Origin of the sequence: Vibrio sp. 1557, from assembly GCF_033340175.1 — a bacterium.
Lineage (GTDB): Bacteria > Pseudomonadota > Gammaproteobacteria > Enterobacterales > Vibrionaceae > Vibrio > Vibrio alginolyticus.
Genome location: NZ_JAWOVZ010000004.1, coordinates 1 through 18,118, shown reverse-complemented (window position 1 = coordinate 18,118; position 18,118 = coordinate 1). Strand labels below are relative to the sequence as shown.

The 18,118-nt window shown below is 43.2% G+C and carries 14 protein-coding genes, 1 tRNA gene and 1 other RNA gene; 5 read left to right on the top strand and 11 right to left on the bottom strand.

The features are described 5' to 3' along the window. Positions 1–163 precede the first annotated feature (163 nt). The 5 genes from R7070_RS07280 to R7070_RS07260 all read right to left on the bottom strand — a co-directional run bounded on the left by R7070_RS07280 (position 164) and on the right by R7070_RS07260 (position 4,912). The gene (locus R7070_RS07280; protein WP_005378483.1) at positions 164–583 is read right to left on the bottom strand and encodes a CBS domain-containing protein; all 420 of its coding nucleotides are present in this window, start codon (positions 581–583) and stop codon (positions 164–166) included. A gap of 247 nt (positions 584–830) precedes the next feature. After that, a complete protein-coding gene (locus R7070_RS07275; RefSeq protein WP_167415096.1) occupies positions 831–1,565 on the bottom strand; it encodes an RNA methyltransferase in 735 nt (244 codons plus the stop codon). A gap of 213 nt (positions 1,566–1,778) precedes the next feature. After that, positions 1,779–1,875, bottom strand: an RNA gene (gene ffs / locus R7070_RS07270) — signal recognition particle sRNA small type. A gap of 137 nt (positions 1,876–2,012) precedes the next feature. Continuing rightward, positions 2,013–4,016 carry a GGDEF domain-containing protein gene (locus R7070_RS07265; RefSeq protein ID WP_256900310.1) on the bottom strand — a complete coding sequence of 668 codons (2,004 nt, stop codon included), beginning with the start codon at positions 4,014–4,016 and terminating at the stop codon, positions 2,013–2,015. A 152-nt stretch (positions 4,017–4,168) separates the two neighbouring features. Beyond that, positions 4,169–4,912 carry a hypothetical protein gene (locus R7070_RS07260; protein WP_005389942.1) on the bottom strand — a complete coding sequence of 248 codons (744 nt, stop codon included), beginning with the start codon at positions 4,910–4,912 and terminating at the stop codon, positions 4,169–4,171. Between the two features lie 257 nt (positions 4,913–5,169). On the opposite strand from R7070_RS07260, the gene R7070_RS07255 reads away from it, so the two are divergent. Then, positions 5,170–5,472 (top strand): DNA base-flipping protein, encoded by a 303-nt coding sequence (locus R7070_RS07255; protein WP_033905036.1) that lies wholly within the window; start codon positions 5,170–5,172, stop codon positions 5,470–5,472. Between the two features lie 30 nt (positions 5,473–5,502). On the opposite strand, the gene R7070_RS07250 is transcribed toward R7070_RS07255, so the two are convergent. Next, positions 5,503–5,937 carry a YbaY family lipoprotein gene (locus R7070_RS07250; RefSeq protein WP_005378572.1) on the bottom strand — a complete coding sequence of 145 codons (435 nt, stop codon included), beginning with the start codon at positions 5,935–5,937 and terminating at the stop codon, positions 5,503–5,505. 240 nt (positions 5,938–6,177) lie between these two features. On the opposite strand from R7070_RS07250, the gene tesB reads away from it, so the two are divergent. Further along, a complete protein-coding gene (gene tesB, locus R7070_RS07245) occupies positions 6,178–7,038 on the top strand; it encodes an acyl-CoA thioesterase II (protein WP_005378575.1) in 861 nt (286 codons plus the stop codon). A gap of 68 nt (positions 7,039–7,106) precedes the next feature. On the opposite strand, the gene R7070_RS07240 is transcribed toward tesB, so the two are convergent. Together R7070_RS07240 and R7070_RS07235 are read right to left on the bottom strand one after the other, a co-directional pair. Continuing rightward, entirely contained in the window at positions 7,107–10,148 is a 3,042-nt protein-coding gene (locus tag R7070_RS07240) for a cadherin repeat domain-containing protein (protein ID WP_262629467.1), read from the bottom strand. Between the two features lie 456 nt (positions 10,149–10,604). Further along, on the bottom strand, positions 10,605–11,069 hold the full coding sequence (locus tag R7070_RS07235; RefSeq protein WP_017820003.1) for an Lrp/AsnC family transcriptional regulator: 465 nt from the start codon (positions 11,067–11,069) through the stop codon (positions 10,605–10,607). Between the two features lie 138 nt (positions 11,070–11,207). Here R7070_RS07235 and R7070_RS07230 point away from each other — a divergent pair, with 138 nt between their 5' ends. Beyond that, positions 11,208–12,302 (top strand): PLP-dependent cysteine synthase family protein, encoded by a 1,095-nt coding sequence (locus R7070_RS07230; RefSeq protein WP_256900308.1) that lies wholly within the window; start codon positions 11,208–11,210, stop codon positions 12,300–12,302. 61 nt (positions 12,303–12,363) lie between these two features. Here R7070_RS07230 and R7070_RS07225 read toward each other — a convergent pair whose 3' ends face one another. Further along, a complete protein-coding gene (locus R7070_RS07225) occupies positions 12,364–12,681 on the bottom strand; it encodes a DUF1244 domain-containing protein (protein WP_005378586.1) in 318 nt (105 codons plus the stop codon). A 214-nt stretch (positions 12,682–12,895) separates the two neighbouring features. Here R7070_RS07225 and R7070_RS07220 point away from each other — a divergent pair, with 214 nt between their 5' ends. Then, positions 12,896–13,471 (top strand): porin family protein, encoded by a 576-nt coding sequence (locus R7070_RS07220; protein WP_053307492.1) that lies wholly within the window; start codon positions 12,896–12,898, stop codon positions 13,469–13,471. An 80-nt stretch (positions 13,472–13,551) separates the two neighbouring features. Here R7070_RS07220 and vmeF read toward each other — a convergent pair whose 3' ends face one another. Together vmeF and R7070_RS07210 are read right to left on the bottom strand one after the other, a co-directional pair. Further along, positions 13,552–16,665, bottom strand: coding sequence for a multidrug efflux RND transporter permease subunit VmeF (gene vmeF / locus R7070_RS07215; RefSeq protein WP_054576347.1), 3,114 nt, complete (start codon positions 16,663–16,665; stop codon positions 13,552–13,554). Next, complete coding sequence (locus R7070_RS07210; RefSeq protein ID WP_005378593.1) at positions 16,665–17,759, bottom strand: efflux RND transporter periplasmic adaptor subunit; 1,095 nt, start codon at positions 17,757–17,759, stop codon at positions 16,665–16,667. The genes vmeF and R7070_RS07210 overlap by 1 nt, the downstream gene beginning before the upstream one ends. A gap of 292 nt (positions 17,760–18,051) precedes the next feature. On the opposite strand from R7070_RS07210, the gene R7070_RS07205 reads away from it, so the two are divergent. Further along, positions 18,052–18,118, top strand: a tRNA-Tyr gene (locus R7070_RS07205).

Genomic DNA, 18,118 nt, shown 5'->3' with positions numbered 1-18,118 from the left:
CTTATTGGTATCGGTGATTTACCTATTGCTAAGGATAAACCTTAGAGTAAGCTCCAAGGTCAAGATAAATTTGTACAGTTCGGCGATAGAAAATAAAAAAGACGCCGAAGCGTCTTTCCAAACCAGTTTAAAAGCAATATTCCGTAAAGTTTAAACAGAGAGGTTAAACGGGATGCTTAAAACACTCATTTAATGTCATTCCTATGGCACGCAGCACGTCTCTTCTTGTGATAACACCAACCAACTTACCTTTGCCATCCACCACTGGATACATTTTCGGCTTTCCAACTTTCATCATGTCAGCCAGTTCAATTACTGACATTTCTGGAGAAACAGATAAGACATCATCATGCATACACTCTTGTACCGTATGTGTATCTTGGCAGTGATAACTTGCTTTCACCAACTTATCTAATAAGTCTTGCTCCGATAAAAACCCAACCACTTTTTCATTTTCATCAATGACAGGGCCACCTAGTGTGACACTTTGCATTACTTTGTTTAAAGCTGCCGAAAGTGACATATCTTTCGTGAAAGTCACCGCTTGCAACGTCATGTAATCTTTTACTTTTAATGAATGCATTCTTATCTCCTTAAGGGCATTTTATTGCGGCCTTTAGATAAGTGTCGCCTAATTTCCTGATTTTACTAAATGGAAAGGAGTAATTTTATTTATAGGCACAGCCTATTGAACTAAAACAAAATTAACTCACCGAACAACATTCACTGTATTTCGTTAAACGCAAGATTCAGCCAGGCTGATTTTTCTAGGCAATAAATACAACAAAGCCAGTCAAATTGACTGGCTTTGTTATTAAGTAATTGTTGCGTTAGCTATGTTGGCGGCGCATGTTGTCTAAAATAATGCCAGTCGCCATCGCGACATTCAGTGATTCGGCACCGCCAAACGCCGGAATCGTGATCTTATCTGTCACGAATTTTGCTGCGGCTTCACGCACACCATGAGATTCGCTGCCCATCAACAAAATACCTTCAGCAGCGAAATCCGTTTTATGAACGCTCTCTCCTTCCAAAAACGCGCCATATACTGGCAATTTGGCGTGTTCCAAGTAACTTGGCAAATCCACCAAACTCACTTGTACGCGGCCAAAGCTGCCCATGGTCGCACTGATCGTTTTAGGATTATAAGGATCAGCACAATCTGTACTCGCAATAATGTGCTTGATGCCATACCAGTCTGCAACACGAATAATCGTACCTAGATTACCAGGGTCGGATACACCATCTAACGCGATCATCAATCCTTTCGCTTGAGGCTCTTTTACACTCGGAATTTCAACCATAGCAATGGCCGCATTATTGCTCACAAGCGTGCTCGCTTTGGTCAATTCATCAAGCGATGCTTCAACACAATCAAAACGATTTAGCGTACCAGCATTTTGTTCGAGAAATGCCGCTGTTGCAAAAACCTGCTTCACCTTCAATGAACTACTTGCTAGCTCTAGTACGTTCTTTTCACCCTGAACTAGGAATAAGCCATGCGCTTTACGCTGTTTCTTTTGACCTAAAGCACGAAGCAGTTTTAATTGGTTTTTTGAAATCATTAAAGTATCCCAGGTGAAAATGGTTATTCGGCGAGCGTACCCTAAACAATCTTCACGACAGTTCGGTATCAAGCGGATGAGATTATAAATTATACCTAAATAACCTCAAGAAGCTTGATCATCAGAAGACGTTGAACACCAAGCGTAGCCAAAATAAAAGAAGGCTCAAAAACGAAAAAAGCCCTGCGATAACGCAGGGCTTTCAAAAGGGTGGGACCCCAGCCACATCCCGGCACACAAGTCACACGCTGCGGCTGCTTCCTTCCGGACCTGACCGAGTTCACGAGCTATTGTTGCGAGAGGACCAGAGCCCCATAATTCTTTTCGAGAGGTCTTGCCTCAATCGATGGGGCGATTATTCAGTATCAGCTCTCATAATGCAAGAGCAAAAACCTTGAATTTCATCATTTCATTACCGTTTGAACAAAACTCGATCAATTCATTCCTTTATGATGAAACCGTGCAGTCACGATAAGAGGAGTCGTGCCGTGAGGACTGCTTACTCATGTACATGTCTTCATCAGCCAAATGCATCGCTTGCTCTAAGCTCATGTGCCGTTCCCTTTTTGCAGAGAAACCAATAGAGATACTTATAGACTCCGAATCACTACATAATTTGCCTTTCACGTCGATTCTACTGAGCTCTCTCATTGCTCTAGTTAACTCGGCTTGCGTTGGATAACCCAGCAATATGAACTCATCCCCTCCAATTCGATAACATCTTCCCGACCAGACATAATGAATTTTTAGTGCCAGTAGTTGTAAAACTTCGTCCCCAGCGCGATGCCCATAAGTGTCATTGATTCGTTTGAAATGATTAATGTCTAAGTAAAGTATGGATAGATCTTTGTTTACTCCTTTTCGATACTTTACTTGCAACGCACGACGGTTCCTTAACCCTGTTAAGTTGTCAGTGTTCGATTGACGGTAAAGATAAAGCGAAACACAAATAGCAAACAATAATACAAAGATAAACACAGCTTGTGTTTGCGTCGCTAATCGAATCTCATATTCAAGTGCGGTACGCCAATCTGGGCGTACATCGTACTGAGCAATGATCTTATCAACTTCTAACATCGCTATCGCTCGACTGAAGAAAGGCGCAAGCATGGCTCCTTTTTCATTCGCGACCAATCCAACAGAGAGTTGAGACTCATAAAACTCGCCAATAGCGGTATCCTGCTCTATCGGAACCAGTTCACTGAGACGTAAAAAATGATTGAGCATCGCCGTATCCATCGGAATGTAATCGACTTCTTCATTTAATAGCCCCTGAATGAGTTCTTGTTGGGTACGATAACGTTTGAGTTCTTTTAGCGGTAACAGTTGCGTCATCATTTGATCGAAAAAGTCATCCTTAACTACGCCAATCCGCTCAGATATCAACTGTGAAACATGAGAGTATGTGCTCGGTTTGTAACCTAAACGCTTGACCATCACCGATGCTGGCGCGTAATGGGACTTTGGAAAGTAGCTAAATGCGCGCCGCTCACGGCTGACCGTTAACGGCGCCAAAATTTCGAAATTACCTTGGATAAACTCATGGTACATAGAACCCCAGCTTTCACCAGGCTCACTAATGATCAAGCAGTTTAAAGCCAAGATCTCACAACTTCTCAGGACTACATCAGCCGTCATCCCTTCGACACTACCATCTGCGTTGTATACAACATATGGAAAGATAGATTCGAGCTTAATCCGTATTGGTTCATTAAAATCAAGGGGTAATAAACGAATAGAATCACGCAACGCTGCTCGCCTTAATTCAAATTGATACTGGGAAATTTCTTCGCGAAGCTGCTTTTGCACCGCTTCCCCGTGAATAAACGTAGCGAACGTGTCCAACTCCTCAAGATGATGATCTTTTTTACTGATGATGGATACGGGCTTTATCGAAATCTGATCATTGAGCATCTTGGCGTCAAACCCCTCCATCAGCATCGGCTTGAGCTGGTTAATGGCATCGACAACGCCGTCCACAGCACCTGAACGTAGCAGTGTTACTGCTTGTTCATGACCTTGATAAGAGATCTGTTCTAGCTCAGGGTAGTGTTGTTTAAGTAATTGGGCATAAACTGTATCTTTGGGGATGCCAACACGCGAAATGTCACTCAACGTCGAATCTTTTAAACCAAAGAGGTAGGTATATTCGATATTTGTTGGGCGGGAATAACTAAAACGTTGAGCACGTTCTTGTGTGTAAGTGATATTCGCAGCAAAGTCCGCTTCCCCATTCGCTACTGAATTTAGAATGGCATCAAAGCTGGAGTAGTTCACGTATTGAACGGTAAAGCCAAACTCCTTTGAAGCAGCATTGAAAAGAACACGAGTGACGACATCATCCGCTTCAGTCGCGACTTTATAATGAGCAATTAAAGGGGCTTCGGCTTTTACATTCAAACTCAAGAGGCAACATGCAAAAAGCAACAGTGTTCGAGCAAAAGTTGTCATGACAAACTTATCTTAAATCAACCACTTATATTGTGGTTATTATTATTGGAAGTGTAGTAAATATGAAATGAAGAACATATACTAATCTCCATTTTGTTCCACAACCAATTCGATACTCTGCCGCACATGTCACTTTTTACCTGACTAAAAACTCATAATTCAGCCTGTTCATCGCTACTACGTAAAATATAGTCAGTCATCCAAGCCGTCCCTAACAAACAGATCCAAACCACGAAAACAGGGTTTGGCACATCCGTGGTCGGGCTGACGACTAAAGCGGCAAAACCCACAGTCGGCAATGTCCAACATAATAATTTGCTCCAGCGAATGGTATGTTGAAGCTTCGCAAGTGCTTCCATTGACGCTAACATTCCCGTCAAACTTAACGCCATAAGAACGGCGTATGGTAGGCCTGCAATCCACAATGGGAGCAACAAAAACAACGGCCACCAGCTGTGTTTATTGGATGGCGTCCAATGCGCAGCCGACCACCACATCGCCATAACCGCAATGGTTTGAACCACTGTAACCCAAGCAGACCCATCCAGCTTACCGCCTTGCTGTGTGACCATAAGACCAACTTGCAGTGTAAGTACAATAAGACCAGCGGTGAGCAACACGCCTAAAGAGCTTCTACGAGAAAACACCACCATTAAAAGTGGGAAAAGGATCAAAACACCAACCGACAAAGCAATTGGCTGCATTGAGAGTGTCGCACCAAAAGCCATCATCGCGCCCAGCAATACTAAGCCAGCGAACCCACCTTGTGGCAGAACCCACAGCGCGGGGATCATAAGAGCAAGAACGGGAATGTCACCCTCGCTCAAACTCATCGCCCGAACGCAGACAACAGCGAGTAAGGTCGTAACGAAAAATTGAAGTGTCGATAAAATCATAGCGCCTCCTGGCTTCCCCACCTACTTGGTAACTCAACGGCAAAAACTGGGATTGAAAGTCGTTGAGAGGGTCTAGATTCAAGCTTAGCTTGCGTTTGCTTCATGCTGTTTAAGGCTCATCAACCAACGACACTAAAGAACAGAAAATGTAATTCTTCAAAGTGAGTCGCTGGCAACACAAGGGTTAAGAACCGTTAGCAATATACAAGTCCAATGGTTTACCATTCCTTAGTAATCCAAAATAGACACTTTTGAGTATGGACCAATTTTTAGCGCAAATCTTTGCTGTAATTCACCAAATTCCAAAAGGAAAAGTCTCCACCTATGGGGAAATTGCAAAAATGGCCGGTTATCCGGGCTATGCGAGACATGTTGGTAAAGCACTGGGTAACCTACCAGAAGACAGCAAACTCCCCTGGTTTAGAGTGGTAAATAGCCAAGGAAAAATATCTTTAAAAGGCAGAGACTTAGAGCGACAAAAAAAGAAATTAGAAGCAGAAGGGATTGAAGTATCGGAAGTTGGCAAAACTTCACTTAAAAAATACAAATGGCAGCCTTAAGCTGCCATTTTTTGTTCTCAGTACGTCGTATTAACGTGTTCCAACTAGACGAATATCTAATTGGTGAGTTTGTGCTTCATCTGTAATAACACCGTTATGTGTGTCGCTGATAAAACGCAGCTTTCCATCTACCTCAATGCGAGCACGAACGCTGTAACGATGGTTTGGTTTGATTTCATTGCTGTCGTAACTCAACTCAAAAGAAAGAGGAACTTGCTTACCTTCTGTTTCGAATGTCTGTTTCGCCAACACTTTTGCTGGCGCATCCGCCAAGGACACATCTTCTAACGCAATAGTAACCACTGCGTTTGGTGGCAAGGCAATCCGCTCGCGATAAGCCACTGTACCTGTAATCGTCTTCATTGACGCTTCTGTAGATTCCATTTCTGTATTTTGAGAAGTTTGGCAACCCACTAACGCAGCCCCAAAGAGTAGGGAAGTAACAAGTAGTAGTGTTTTTTTCATATATTCCTCGAAGAGAGCATTAAACCGAGGCAATTATAGGTGTGGAATATAAAACTGTCTGCTTCCTATCACTTTATTTGACAATAGTTTGACTGAGTTAGAATTTATCAAACAATTGATTTTGTTTCATAATTGGAACAATACTATTTCTAAGTTACTCAATAGTTCTTAACTATACCACTTCACAAGAGTGAGGCTGTTGAGGTAACTTGGAATGAAAGACAACGGTGAGGAGACACAATGAGTAAACCACTACGAGAATTGCTCAGCCTACTACAACTCGAAAAATTAGAAGAAGGCTTGTTTCGTGGCCAAAGTGAAAACCTAGGTTTGCCTCAAGTTTATGGCGGTCAAGTAATTGGGCAAGCGCTTTCTGCTGCGCGCTACACCGTTGAAGAAACACGCACGGTACACTCCTTCCATAGCTATTTTTTGTACCCTGGCGATCCAGAAAAACCTATTATTTATGATGTAGAAAATCTGAGAGATGGCCGTAGCTTTAGCACTAGACGCGTAAAAGCAATTCAAAATGGACGCCCTATTTTTTACCTAACCGCATCCTACCATGGCGATCAACCTGGGTTTGATCATCAAAAAGAAATGCCAGATATCCCTGGTCCAGAAAACTTTGCCTCAGAGAGTGAGCTCGCAAGCCATATTGCAGAATTTCTACCCAAACGCTTACGCAAAACATTTTGCGGGGAAAAGCCAATCGAAACTCGCCCCGTTACGGTTATCAACCCTTTGAAGCCCAAAAAAGCAGAACCCAAACAGTACCTTTGGATTCGTGCTAATGGTGAAATGCCAGAGAATCAGCTAATTCACCAGTACCTTCTGGCCTACGCATCCGATTGGGGATTCCTTGTGACAGCAATGCATCCACATGAAGTCTCATTAATGACGCCTAACTTTCAAGTGGCCACCATTGACCACTCTATCTGGTTCCATCGTCCGTTTAAGATGGATGAATGGCTTCTATATGCGATAGAGAGCCCAACGGCGAGCAATACTCGTGGGTTGGTCCGAGGCGAAATATACAACCAGCAAGGTCACTTAGTGGCGACCGCCGTGCAAGAAGGGGTGATGCGCTACACGAAATAGCTCGTGTTCGTTACACGAAAAAAGGAGTGCTGTTCCGCACTCCTTTTTTAATGGGTATCAAACGATGATTAATTTGGTTGATACTTCATGTTAACAACCGACCATTCGTAAAGTGATTTCGGGTAACCATATTCGCCTTTCCCGTAAATGACATTTGGGTCGGCATAGAATCCACCTTTATTCGTTGCTAAAAATTCACGAACCCCACGACGGTAAGTAATCACAGGTGCTACTAACTCATACTCTACCTTTTCCATCTTCGAGTCATCAATTACTAAGAACCGAGTCATACGAATCGTGCTGCCGTTGGTGCAGTACCCTGGGTCATCATAGTCAATTGCTTCAAAAGGCTTGAGATCATCTTCGAACAGCTCTGATGTACATCCATCAAATCGAGCTAAGTGTACCCACGCTCCTTTTATTAGAGTTTGGTCATCGTTACCCACCGGCTTGAATGCAAGTAGTGCAATCTTACCTTTGCCGTATAGTTTCAATTCTTCGTCCGTTGGCTCACGCACTGAACGAACGTTCATCAAACCAAACTCACTTTCTTCTAAGTTAGAAAACTCACGTGCATTTAGCGTGCTAAACAATACTGTTTGTTCAGTTTCAAGCAATGTATATTGATCCGCAACACCTTCATCTGCAAAGCTTAGATACAGCTGGACTTTCTTACTTTCCAACGCTTTGTAATCTCGAGATTCTCCTTCAGAAACGTCGAGAGAAATCCAACGTCTTTTTACTGGCGGGAGGTCAAGTAACGTCAGCTCTTCCTTATCAACATCTAATGAAGCGACTCCTTTAATTGTTGAGCTGGATATTTGATAGCTGCGGTTTCCTATTGGTGTACCAAAGTCTAGCTTAACCTTTTTAAATGGTTCAAATTCCACCTTCATTGTAGAAGCACTTAAACCAAGGTGATTCGCTTTGTTAATAGTGCCATTTACGACGATTGTTTTAGCTTTGTAGTTGCGTCCAGTAAGAGTAACCTCTACTTGGTACTCGCCTGCGTGCAAAATCTTCAAACGCCCCGTATCAGGGGAAACTAGCTCGACCACAGGATCTTTTTGGTTAATAAGACGGTAACTTGCCTTCGCAGTCCCACCACTCATCACTGGTGAGATAACACTACCAGCGGAGAATTCTACCGTTGGGTAAGTAACCGATACAGGGTTTGTGCCTTGTTTAATCGTGACCGAGAAGCTACTTTCACCCGGATCCACTTTGTCGTCCCCCGCATCCGAAACAATAATTTTTGTGCTACCCGCGTTAAGAATTTGCATGGCACCCGTTTGGCTGTTTAAGGAAACTACATCTGTTGCTGCGTTGTCTGCAAATCGGTACGTAACTTCCCCAACCGTACCAGAGATTTTCGGCGCAACAAATGTTTGGCCAACCTTCCAAATCTCTTCCACATCGGATTGAACTTCAATTCGGCTCGGCGCACTCAAAATTGTCACGTAGACTTTTTGATCAGGACCAACAGTATAATTCGCGCTCTCTTTTCTGCGCACAGTTAGCGTCGCTTTACCCGCTTTATACACATGGAGACGTCCTTCACTAAAACCACCGACAACATCTGGTGCGGTGTTATCTACAATCTCAATTTGCTCGTCAGCACTCAAACCAAAATCACGATGAAGATCAAAACTGTATTTGTTGCTGTATACAACGTCATAATCGTGCGTTGCCATGGGTTGGCCTTCAGCCTTTGCAACTTTAATGACGACATTAAATTGAATAGGTTGGTAGAACTCCCCACCATCGTCTTCAAACTTAAGGTCGTACTCACCCGCAGTCACTACCTCCAACTTGCCGTCAGTCATTCGTAAGCCATTAGGTAAGCTGCTAACTAGATTTACGTTACCTTTTTGCCCTTTAAACGCCAGAGGGATTGAAAGATTTGGTTGATAGGTAAGCGGCATTTCAATGTCTTTTATAACGGGATGAGGCGCGCGATTAACTTCAAGATCAAAGCGAGTTTTGCTTGCAGGATAATTACGCATGTCATGCTCGTAAATTTCCACTTCAGCAGCACCAACACCTTTGATCAGTAATGCTTCACCATTTTCAGTTTTAGCGACAACGTCTTCACCACGAATGATTCTCAGCTCATAGTCACCGTAGGCGTTCGTCACCTTAGGGAAAATTCGTCCACCTTCCTCATAAGTTGTGACGATATCCGCTGCCCTGATTTCTTGACGCTTGCCTTGTTTTACATCCACAAAAAATTGCGCTGTTTGCTGTTTATCCAGAAACGCGTCGCTGTAAGTTGCAGTCGCTTCAACCGTTAATCGACCAACATTATGAACAAGAAGTAAACCCGTTTCAGGGTCTAGCAACTCGGCCACCTTGCTGTCTGGTACGCTATTTATAATTTTGTAAGAAATACGTTGCGTTTGAGCTTTATCTAGACGCACTGGTTCTAACGTCAACCCTTCTCGATACTCGTCTTCAAGCAAAGCGAACTGTAATTGCCCCGGAGCTACTGCATGCAGCTTAACCGTAGCGCGAACTTGTTTCGGCAAGTAAAAGTCGTTACCTGAATCAGTAATCAGCACCGATGCCTGACCAACTGAACCTAATGAATATACCGAACCGTTCTCATCAACACGAATCAAGTTATGACCACTTTCTACCTCATAACTCAGTTCGCCTTTTTGGCCACGGACGATCAACGCTTTTCCTTCTGACTCAATCGCATTGAAATTCAGATCACTCACTGAAAGTTCAGTATTGATGCCTCGCTCTACAGTGACAGAAAATCTTGCTTCAGAAGATTCATAAGCAGAGCTACTATCTGTAGCAAGAATAGTCGCCGTTCCTGGGCGCAGAATTTGTAGTATTCCTGAGTCATTAATTTTCACGACATTTGGCGGATTAGAATCAATGACTTGGTAAGATACCGACCCATGTACATTGCTCAGTTTTGCTTCAGTAACCGTTCCCACTCCTTCAAACTTCAACACCGTGTCTTCCACTTTTAATTGCGGACGGTTCTGCTTTGTTATCGTAGTTGGTGTCTTCGTATTGTTCGGCTTAGAGTCTCCCCCACCGCCACAGCCAGCGAGTAAAGCTGCGAGAAAAAGCAAATAGTAATTTCTGTTCATTTTTAGTAATACTTTGTTACATACAAGATGGGGCGATAATAATACGATGTTTTATTAATCACTATCCCCATTTTTGAGTACTTTATTACTTAAGTAATTGCTACTGTATTAATCCTAAAAACAAATAATCAAAAATAGCGACCAAATTACATGAAAACACAAAAAGCAAACGTTTAAATCAAACTCTTCCATTAATTTAGTAAAAATTAATATTCAATAAAATAAAACATGAAAAAGAAAGAGAAAAAATTGCGTTATTTTTTCTTTCGTTATGATGTATAGGATTAATGGACTGCAAAAACAAATGGTTAATGAAAAATAGAAGAGAGAATAAATATCGTTTATATTTATAAAAATCTGGTAGGAAATAGTTTTAAAAGCATAATCAAACTACCTTTTAACATTTAAAATACTAAAAGGTAGAATTAACATTAGATAGAATTCTTATAGGGCGAGTTATTTTAGGATTGGTAACTCTGTTGTGTATTTAATGGACTCCATAGCAAATGTTGAAGTCACATTAGATAGTCCTTTTACGCTATTAACTAACCGCTTATAGAATTCGTCAAAACACTTCATATCTTTGACTAGTACTTTCATCATGTAGTCATACTCGCCAGCCATACGATAAAACTCCATTACCTCAGGAAAGTCACTCACAGTTGTAACAAAATGGTGATACCAACCTTCGGAATGATCAATCGTTTTTAACTGAACAAATGCAATGAAAGATAGCTCGAGCTTTTCTGTACTTAACAACGCCACGCGTTTTTCGATGTAGCCCTCTTCTTCCAACCTTTTCAAACGCTTCCAACATGGCGTCGTTGTCAGATTTACCTGCTCTGCTAACTCATTTAATGACAAGGTGCTGTCGGTTTGTAACAACGCAAGCAGCTGTTTATCGACCCGATCCAAACTCATCCTATAAAACCCACGAAGTGTAGAAAACTTTTCTATCAAAATAGTCATTACCGGCAACTATAGCAAAGTTTTTCTCTCGTATTATAGGTAAATTATTCCCATCTAATGCTTATCTATCGATTTCCAAGGAGAGACGCCATGTGTACTGACCACAACTGGATCAACAATGCAGTGCGTAAAATTGAAGCAGACTTTCAACGTTCTGCTGATACTCATTTATTTAAACTTGAACTGCCTTCTCTTGATGGTATCGATATCTACCTAAAAGATGAGAGCACGCATCCAACAGGCTCTCTTAAGCATCGATTGGCGCGCTCATTGTTTCTTTATGCTATTTGTAATGGATGGATTGGTCCTGAAACCACTGTAATCGAGGCGTCCTCAGGCAGCACTGCCGTTTCGGAAGCGTATTTTGCGCGTTTACTTGGCTTACCGTTCATTGCCGTCATGCCGAAAACCACTGCACGTAAAAAGATCGAACAAATTGAATTTTACGGTGGTAAAGCGCACCTTGTTGAACGATCAGATCAGATTTATGACGAGTCTCGACGCTTGGCTCAAGAACTAAATGGTCACTACATGGACCAGTTTACTTATGCTGAACGCGCTACTGACTGGCGCGGTAACAACAACATCGCGAACTCTATCTTTAGCCAAATGGAGTTAGAAGATCACCCGATTCCTAGCTGGGTAGTGATGAGTCCTGGAACAGGCGGCACATCAGCAACCATTGGCCGTTTTATTCGTTACCAAAAATACGACACTAAGCTTTGCGTGGTAGACCCTGAAAACTCAGTGTTTTACGATGCTTTCCAGTCAGGAAATCACTCATTGCAAGGCGATACTGGCAGCAAAATTGAAGGTATCGGGCGACCACGTGTCGAACCAAGTTTTATTGCTGGTGTCATTGATGAAATGCGCAAAATTCCAGACGCAGCCAGTGTGGCAACCGCCCATTGGGTATCTCAGCTGATTGGGCGTAAAGTCGGCGCATCAACAGGCACCAATCTTTACGGTGTGCTGCAATTGGCTTGTGAGATGAAACAACGCGGTGAGAAGGGTTCTATCGTGACGCTTCTATGTGATTCTGGAGAGCGTTACCTAGATACGTATTATGACTTAACATGGGTAAAAGAGAACATCGGCGATATTCAACCTTACTTAGCTCAACTCGAAGTCATTCAAGCAAAAGGTTGCGTTGAGCCAGCTTGTTGCGGCTCAACTAACGCTTAACGTGCAAACTGGACTTTAAAAAACAGCCCAACTTCATGTGGGCTGTTTTTATCGCTGGGTTTTACTTTTTCTGGCGCGCTTCAAACGCAGCCAATTGTTCTGGCGTTGCCGCTGGTTGATGATTTTGTTTCCATTCATCGTAAGTCATGCCGTAAACACGTTCGCGAGCGTCATCAATATCTAAATCCAAACCGAGATTTTCAGCCTCAGATTTATACCATTTGCTAAAGCAGTTGCGACAGAAGCCCGCAAGGATCATCAGGTCGATGTTTTGTACGTCTTTGTTAGCATCTAAATGCGCCAATAAACGGCGAAATGTCGCCGCGTCTAACTTATCTTGTTCTTCTTGAGTCAAGTTTTTGTATTTGAATTCAGCCACTTTCCTTTCCTTCTCTCTTATTTAGCTAGCTTTCGTCACCATATCTAGTTAGTCGGTAGTCATGAGTAAGAAGTATGCTTTAGCGCAACAATTCCCATTCTAAAATCACTACCTTTGATAAAAGCTGATATGATAATTACCATCCATCCTATTGATTAAATTAACATTTAAACAAATCATTACAACGGTCTTTTACCAAGGTTATCGTCTAGTTATGAAAAACGCCATTCTATTATTGTCTGCCTTGACCATTAGCGTGCCAACTTTAGCTGCTCAAGAACAAGCTCATCAATCTTATTTTTATCTGGGTACTGGTAACGTTGGTTTTGATACACCGTATTTCGGCTCGGATAGAGACAATGAGTGGTCAACACCACATATCACAGTTGGCTGGGGTTACCATATAAACCAATACCTCGCGTTTGAAGGGGTTCTGCGCTATTCACAAAATGAACTTAAGAACGATGCTCTAAAAACTGACTTAGATCTTCACTATTACCAAGCAGGTATGTCTGCTGTTGTAACAAGTGATAACTTAGGCGATACGCCGCTGTCACTGTTTGGTCGCGTAACTGCGCTTGGCACTCAAGCTGAAATGTATGTTCCAAACGAACAAAAAGTCACAGATGATTCAGGCGCGCTATTCAACATCGGTGCTGGTGTCCATTGGGATATGAGCAAAGATATCTGGTTACGCGCAGAGTACATTTATAATGTCGCGGATATGGGTTTTGAAGATTTTTACGACAGCTACGAAGGTGTACAAATCAGCCTAGGGAAACGCTTCTAATCGAACGCTTCCGAGCTAACTTTAAACCGATAAAGAGAAGCCGAGGTTATTACCTCGGCTTTTATGTTTTAACGTTTGATTTAAGGGTGCGCTATACGGCCCTTCGTATCATGGCTAATTGCTTTGTTTAACTCTGCTTCTACATGACCTGGTGCTTGTGTTTTCGCCGAAATCAATCGGTACATTGCCGGGATAACAAACAAGGTCACCAATGTCGCAAACCCCATCCCGAAAAAGATTACCGTACCCACGGCAATACGGCTCTCATAACCCGCCCCTGTCGATACGATCAACGGAATTGCGCCAGCAAGTGTGGTAAACGCAGTCATCAAGATTGGACGTAGACGTCGCGCAGCTGCATCAATGATCGCTTTTTCAAACCCAACGCCACGATCACGTAGCTGATTGGCAAATTCTACGATCAAAATACCGTTTTTCGTCACCATACCAATCAACATGATCATGCCGATCTGGCTATAAATGTTCATACCTTGGCCCATAATAACTAAACCAAGGAAGCCACCAAATACACCCATCGGCACCGTAAACATGACCACTAACGGGTTTACGAAGCTTTCAAACTGAGCCGCCAACACGAGATACGCCACTAGCAGTGCCAATGCAAACACAACAGCAACACTCGCTTGGTTCTCTTTAAAGTCTTTCGACTCCCCCGAATAACTCACCGAAATGTCACCCGGTAAGTTGTCGATGGCTTCCTGGTCTAGGTAATCCAGCGCATCTCCTAATGTATAACCTTCCGACAGGTTGGCAGTAATAGTGATGGACTTCTGTTTGTTGTAGTGAGAAAGACGAATAGAGGCCGCCACTTCTTCAATTTTTGTGACCGCATCTAACGTCACTAGCTGACCGCTATTCGTGCGCAGATAAATCTGACTTAAATCTGCAGCATTATTAAAGCTATTTTCATCACCGCGAAGATACACATCGTACTCTTCGCCACGCTCAACATAAGTCGTTTCGCTTTTACCACCGAGCATGATTTCTAGGGTGTCAGAAATGTCTTGAACACTGACTCCTAGCTCTGCGGCACGCTGTCGGTCAACTGTAACCAATAACTCAGGCGTTTTTTCCGAGTAATCTATCTCTGCTCCTTCCATCATTGGTGATTCTTCTGCTTTGTTCTTTAGCATTTCAGCCCAAACAACGAGCTCATCGTAATCAGAGCCGCCTAATACGAACTGAACTGGCTCACTCGAACCACCTTGGAAACCTGGCATAAATGGGAACACTCGAACATCTGGGATACCTGCCAATTCTTTCCGTACTTTGTTAAGGGCTTGCTGAGCCGTGATATCACGTTCGTTCCAATCTTCTAGAATCATGATCACAAAGCCTGTCTGGTCTCCTGCCTGGCCACCAAACGCTGGCGTTTGGATACTGAATGACTTCAGATAACCTTGCCCTAGTAATGGCATCAATCGGTCTTCGACAATATCCATATTGGCTGACATACGATTGTATGACGTAGCATCTGCACCGCGCACAAACGCGAATATCACACCGCGATCTTCTTGTGGGGTCAGCTGGGCCGGTACCTGATTCATCAAGAAATAGCTACCGCCCAAACAAGCTAGAATCACCAGCGGAGCAGCCCAACGTACTTTCAATGCGCCTTTCAATAATGCGCGATAACCACTCTCAAGCTTGCTAAACAAGCGATCAACCGCTTCATTGAATCGATTTGGTTTTACATTCGCTTTCAAAATCTGACTACCTAATACAGGAGTCAGCGTCAGGGCAATCAAAGAGGAGAATATGACCGACATAGCCAGCAATACAGAAAACTCTGTAAATAGTAGACCTACCATGCCATCCATAAAGGAGATCGGTAAGAACACCATCACCAGCACTAATGTTGTTGCTATAACAGCAAAACCAACCTCTCTTGTGCCTTTATATGCGGCGAGTAATGGCGATTCACCGCGTTCAATATGGTGGAAGATATTCTCTACAACCACAATTGCGTCATCCACCACCAAACCAATCGATAATATCAACGCCATCAAGGTGATCAAGTTGATAGAAAACCCAAAGTAGTACGCGGCAATGAACGAAGAAATCAGAGAAACAGGAACCGTAACCGCAGGAATTAAGGTTGCACGAGCTTGGCCGATGAAAATGTACAACACCAAAATCACCAAGCCGCCTGTGATAAATAGCGTGCTGTACACCTCTTCGATTGAACGCTCGATAAATACTGTCGCGTCGTAATCTATCGCAAGGCGTGTACCTTCTGGTAAGAACTTCTGGATGTTATCGACTTCAGAACGAACCAGCTTAGCAACCTCTAACGGGTTTGCGTCTGACTGCGATACCACACCAAGACTGATGTTTACTACACCATCACTTTTGAAGGTTGAATTTTCGTTTTCTGCACCAATGAAGACATCTGCTACATCTTTTAAATAGATAGGTGTATTGTCGCTTGCGCGTTTAATGACAAGATATTGAAAATCTTCAGGCGTGTTATAAGTACGAGCCGTACGCACGGACATTACTGTTGAGTCGTTGCGAACTTCACCACCTGGGCTTTCTAGGTTCTCACTTCGCAAAGCTGATGTAATGTCCGAAGCTGTAACTGAACGTCCAGCCATTAGTTCTGGCTTAAGCTTCACGTACATGACCTTGTACAAACCACCGGAGAGATCAATGGAGCTAACCCCAGAGATCAGGCTAAAGCGGTCCATCAATACACGTTCGGCATAATCGGTTAATTGAGTACGGTCCATCTCTGCAGAACTGAGATTGATGTAGAGCGACGCCTCTCCCGAGCCATTGTTCTTATAAACAATAGGGTCATCCGCTTCATCAGGTAGCGAGCGCTGAGCACGAGCCACTGCATCACGCACGTCGCTCACACCTGTGTTGAGATCGTAACCTAACTCAAACGTGATCGTGATACGCGACATGCTGTTACGAGTAGTGGAGCTAATTTCATCAACTCCACTGATCCCAGAAAGCTGGTCTTCCAAAACGGAGGTAATTTGGCTTTCAATAATAGTCGCCGATGCACCCTCATAACGCGTACTGATAGAAACGACTGGGCTTTCTATATCAGGCATTTCACGAACGGCTAATTTGGTGAATGACACAAAGCCAAACACACACAACAGCATGCTCAGAACCAACGCCGCGACAGGGCGTTTAACTGAAACGTCGGACAGTAACATTAGTTTTCTTCCTCATCCGATTCACTGTCATTGCGTGTCACATCCGTGGTGTTCGCTTTTAGTGGCGCGACAATTTCTTTCACTTCGACACCATCACGCATGTTAACAATGCCTTGAACCACAATCTTGTCACCAATCTCAACACCAGATTCGATCACCACCTCGTTGCCAACACGAGCACCTAGCGACACTTCTTGACGAGTAGCTTTGTTATTTTCATCAATTACATATACAAAACGTTTAGTTCCGGAGTATTCAAGTGCTTGAACAGGAATGATTGGCGCCTTAATAGCAGGAAATGCTAGTGAAGCGTTCATCAACATGCCCGGCTTCAATTGATTTTCTGGGTTATCAAACTCAATACGCACGCGAAGATTCAGTGTTTCGGCACTGATCCGCGTATCAATACCTGTGACTTGACCAGTAAAGGTCTGGCTACCCCATGCACTGGTTTTAGCGATGACTTCCATACCAATAGAAAGCATCGATAAATAGCGCTCCGGTACTTGTAAATCCAGTTCCATGACGGAAAGATCATCCAACGTCAAAAGTTCAGTACCCGCACTGACCATTTTGCCGCGGCTAAAATCGATAAAACCAACAGTGCCAGAAAATGGGGCAGTAATATGGAGGTCAGCTAAATTGGCTTGAGCAGCATCAAGCCTCGCTTGTGCTATTTCAACACTGGCTTTTTGTGCATCGATTTCAGTTTGAGTAATCGCATTCCGCTTAACCAAACGTTGGAACTCTTTTAACTTACGCTGTTCATCTTTTAGATACGCCTTTGCCTCAATCAAAGCGGCTTGAGCCTTATCGTCATCTAACTTAATTAATAGCTGGTCTTGCTGGACATTTTGATTCGCTTTAACAGCGATTTGATTCACTTTGCCAGCGACTTCCGATGCGACAACCACAGACTCCGCTGCCTTTAATTTGCCGATAAGAGTTAAGGATTGATTGATCTCATGCGTTTCTACTTGTTCAGTCACAACAGTAACCGCTGAGCCTCCTCGCATCGCAGCGCAAACCGATGGAGAACTCAGTAATATAGAAAGCGTTAAAACAGATAACGATAACGTGGCTTTCATGCTCATGATATTGACTTCTAAACGAATAAACTTATGTCATTAAACTGCTTACAGTTTATCAGTAGATACGGTGTTTAACGTCAAGTAGTGTAAATTCAAGTAAAAAGCGCGCCTCTCTTCTGTTCAAAGGACAAACAAAACGCTGACTTTCTACCATCTTTGCCCAAAAAGACAGCATTCAACGTAAAAACGTAAGAAAAACGCTTTACAGCCTGAGCGAGTTTGCTATGATTCGCTCCGCACTTGGGAGATGAGTTGGGAAAACATCTTACTAAGTATAAAAATCCTCTGGAGGGGTTCCCGAGTGGCCAAAGGGAGCAGACTGTAAATCTGCCGGCACTGCCTTCGATGGTTCGAATCCGTCC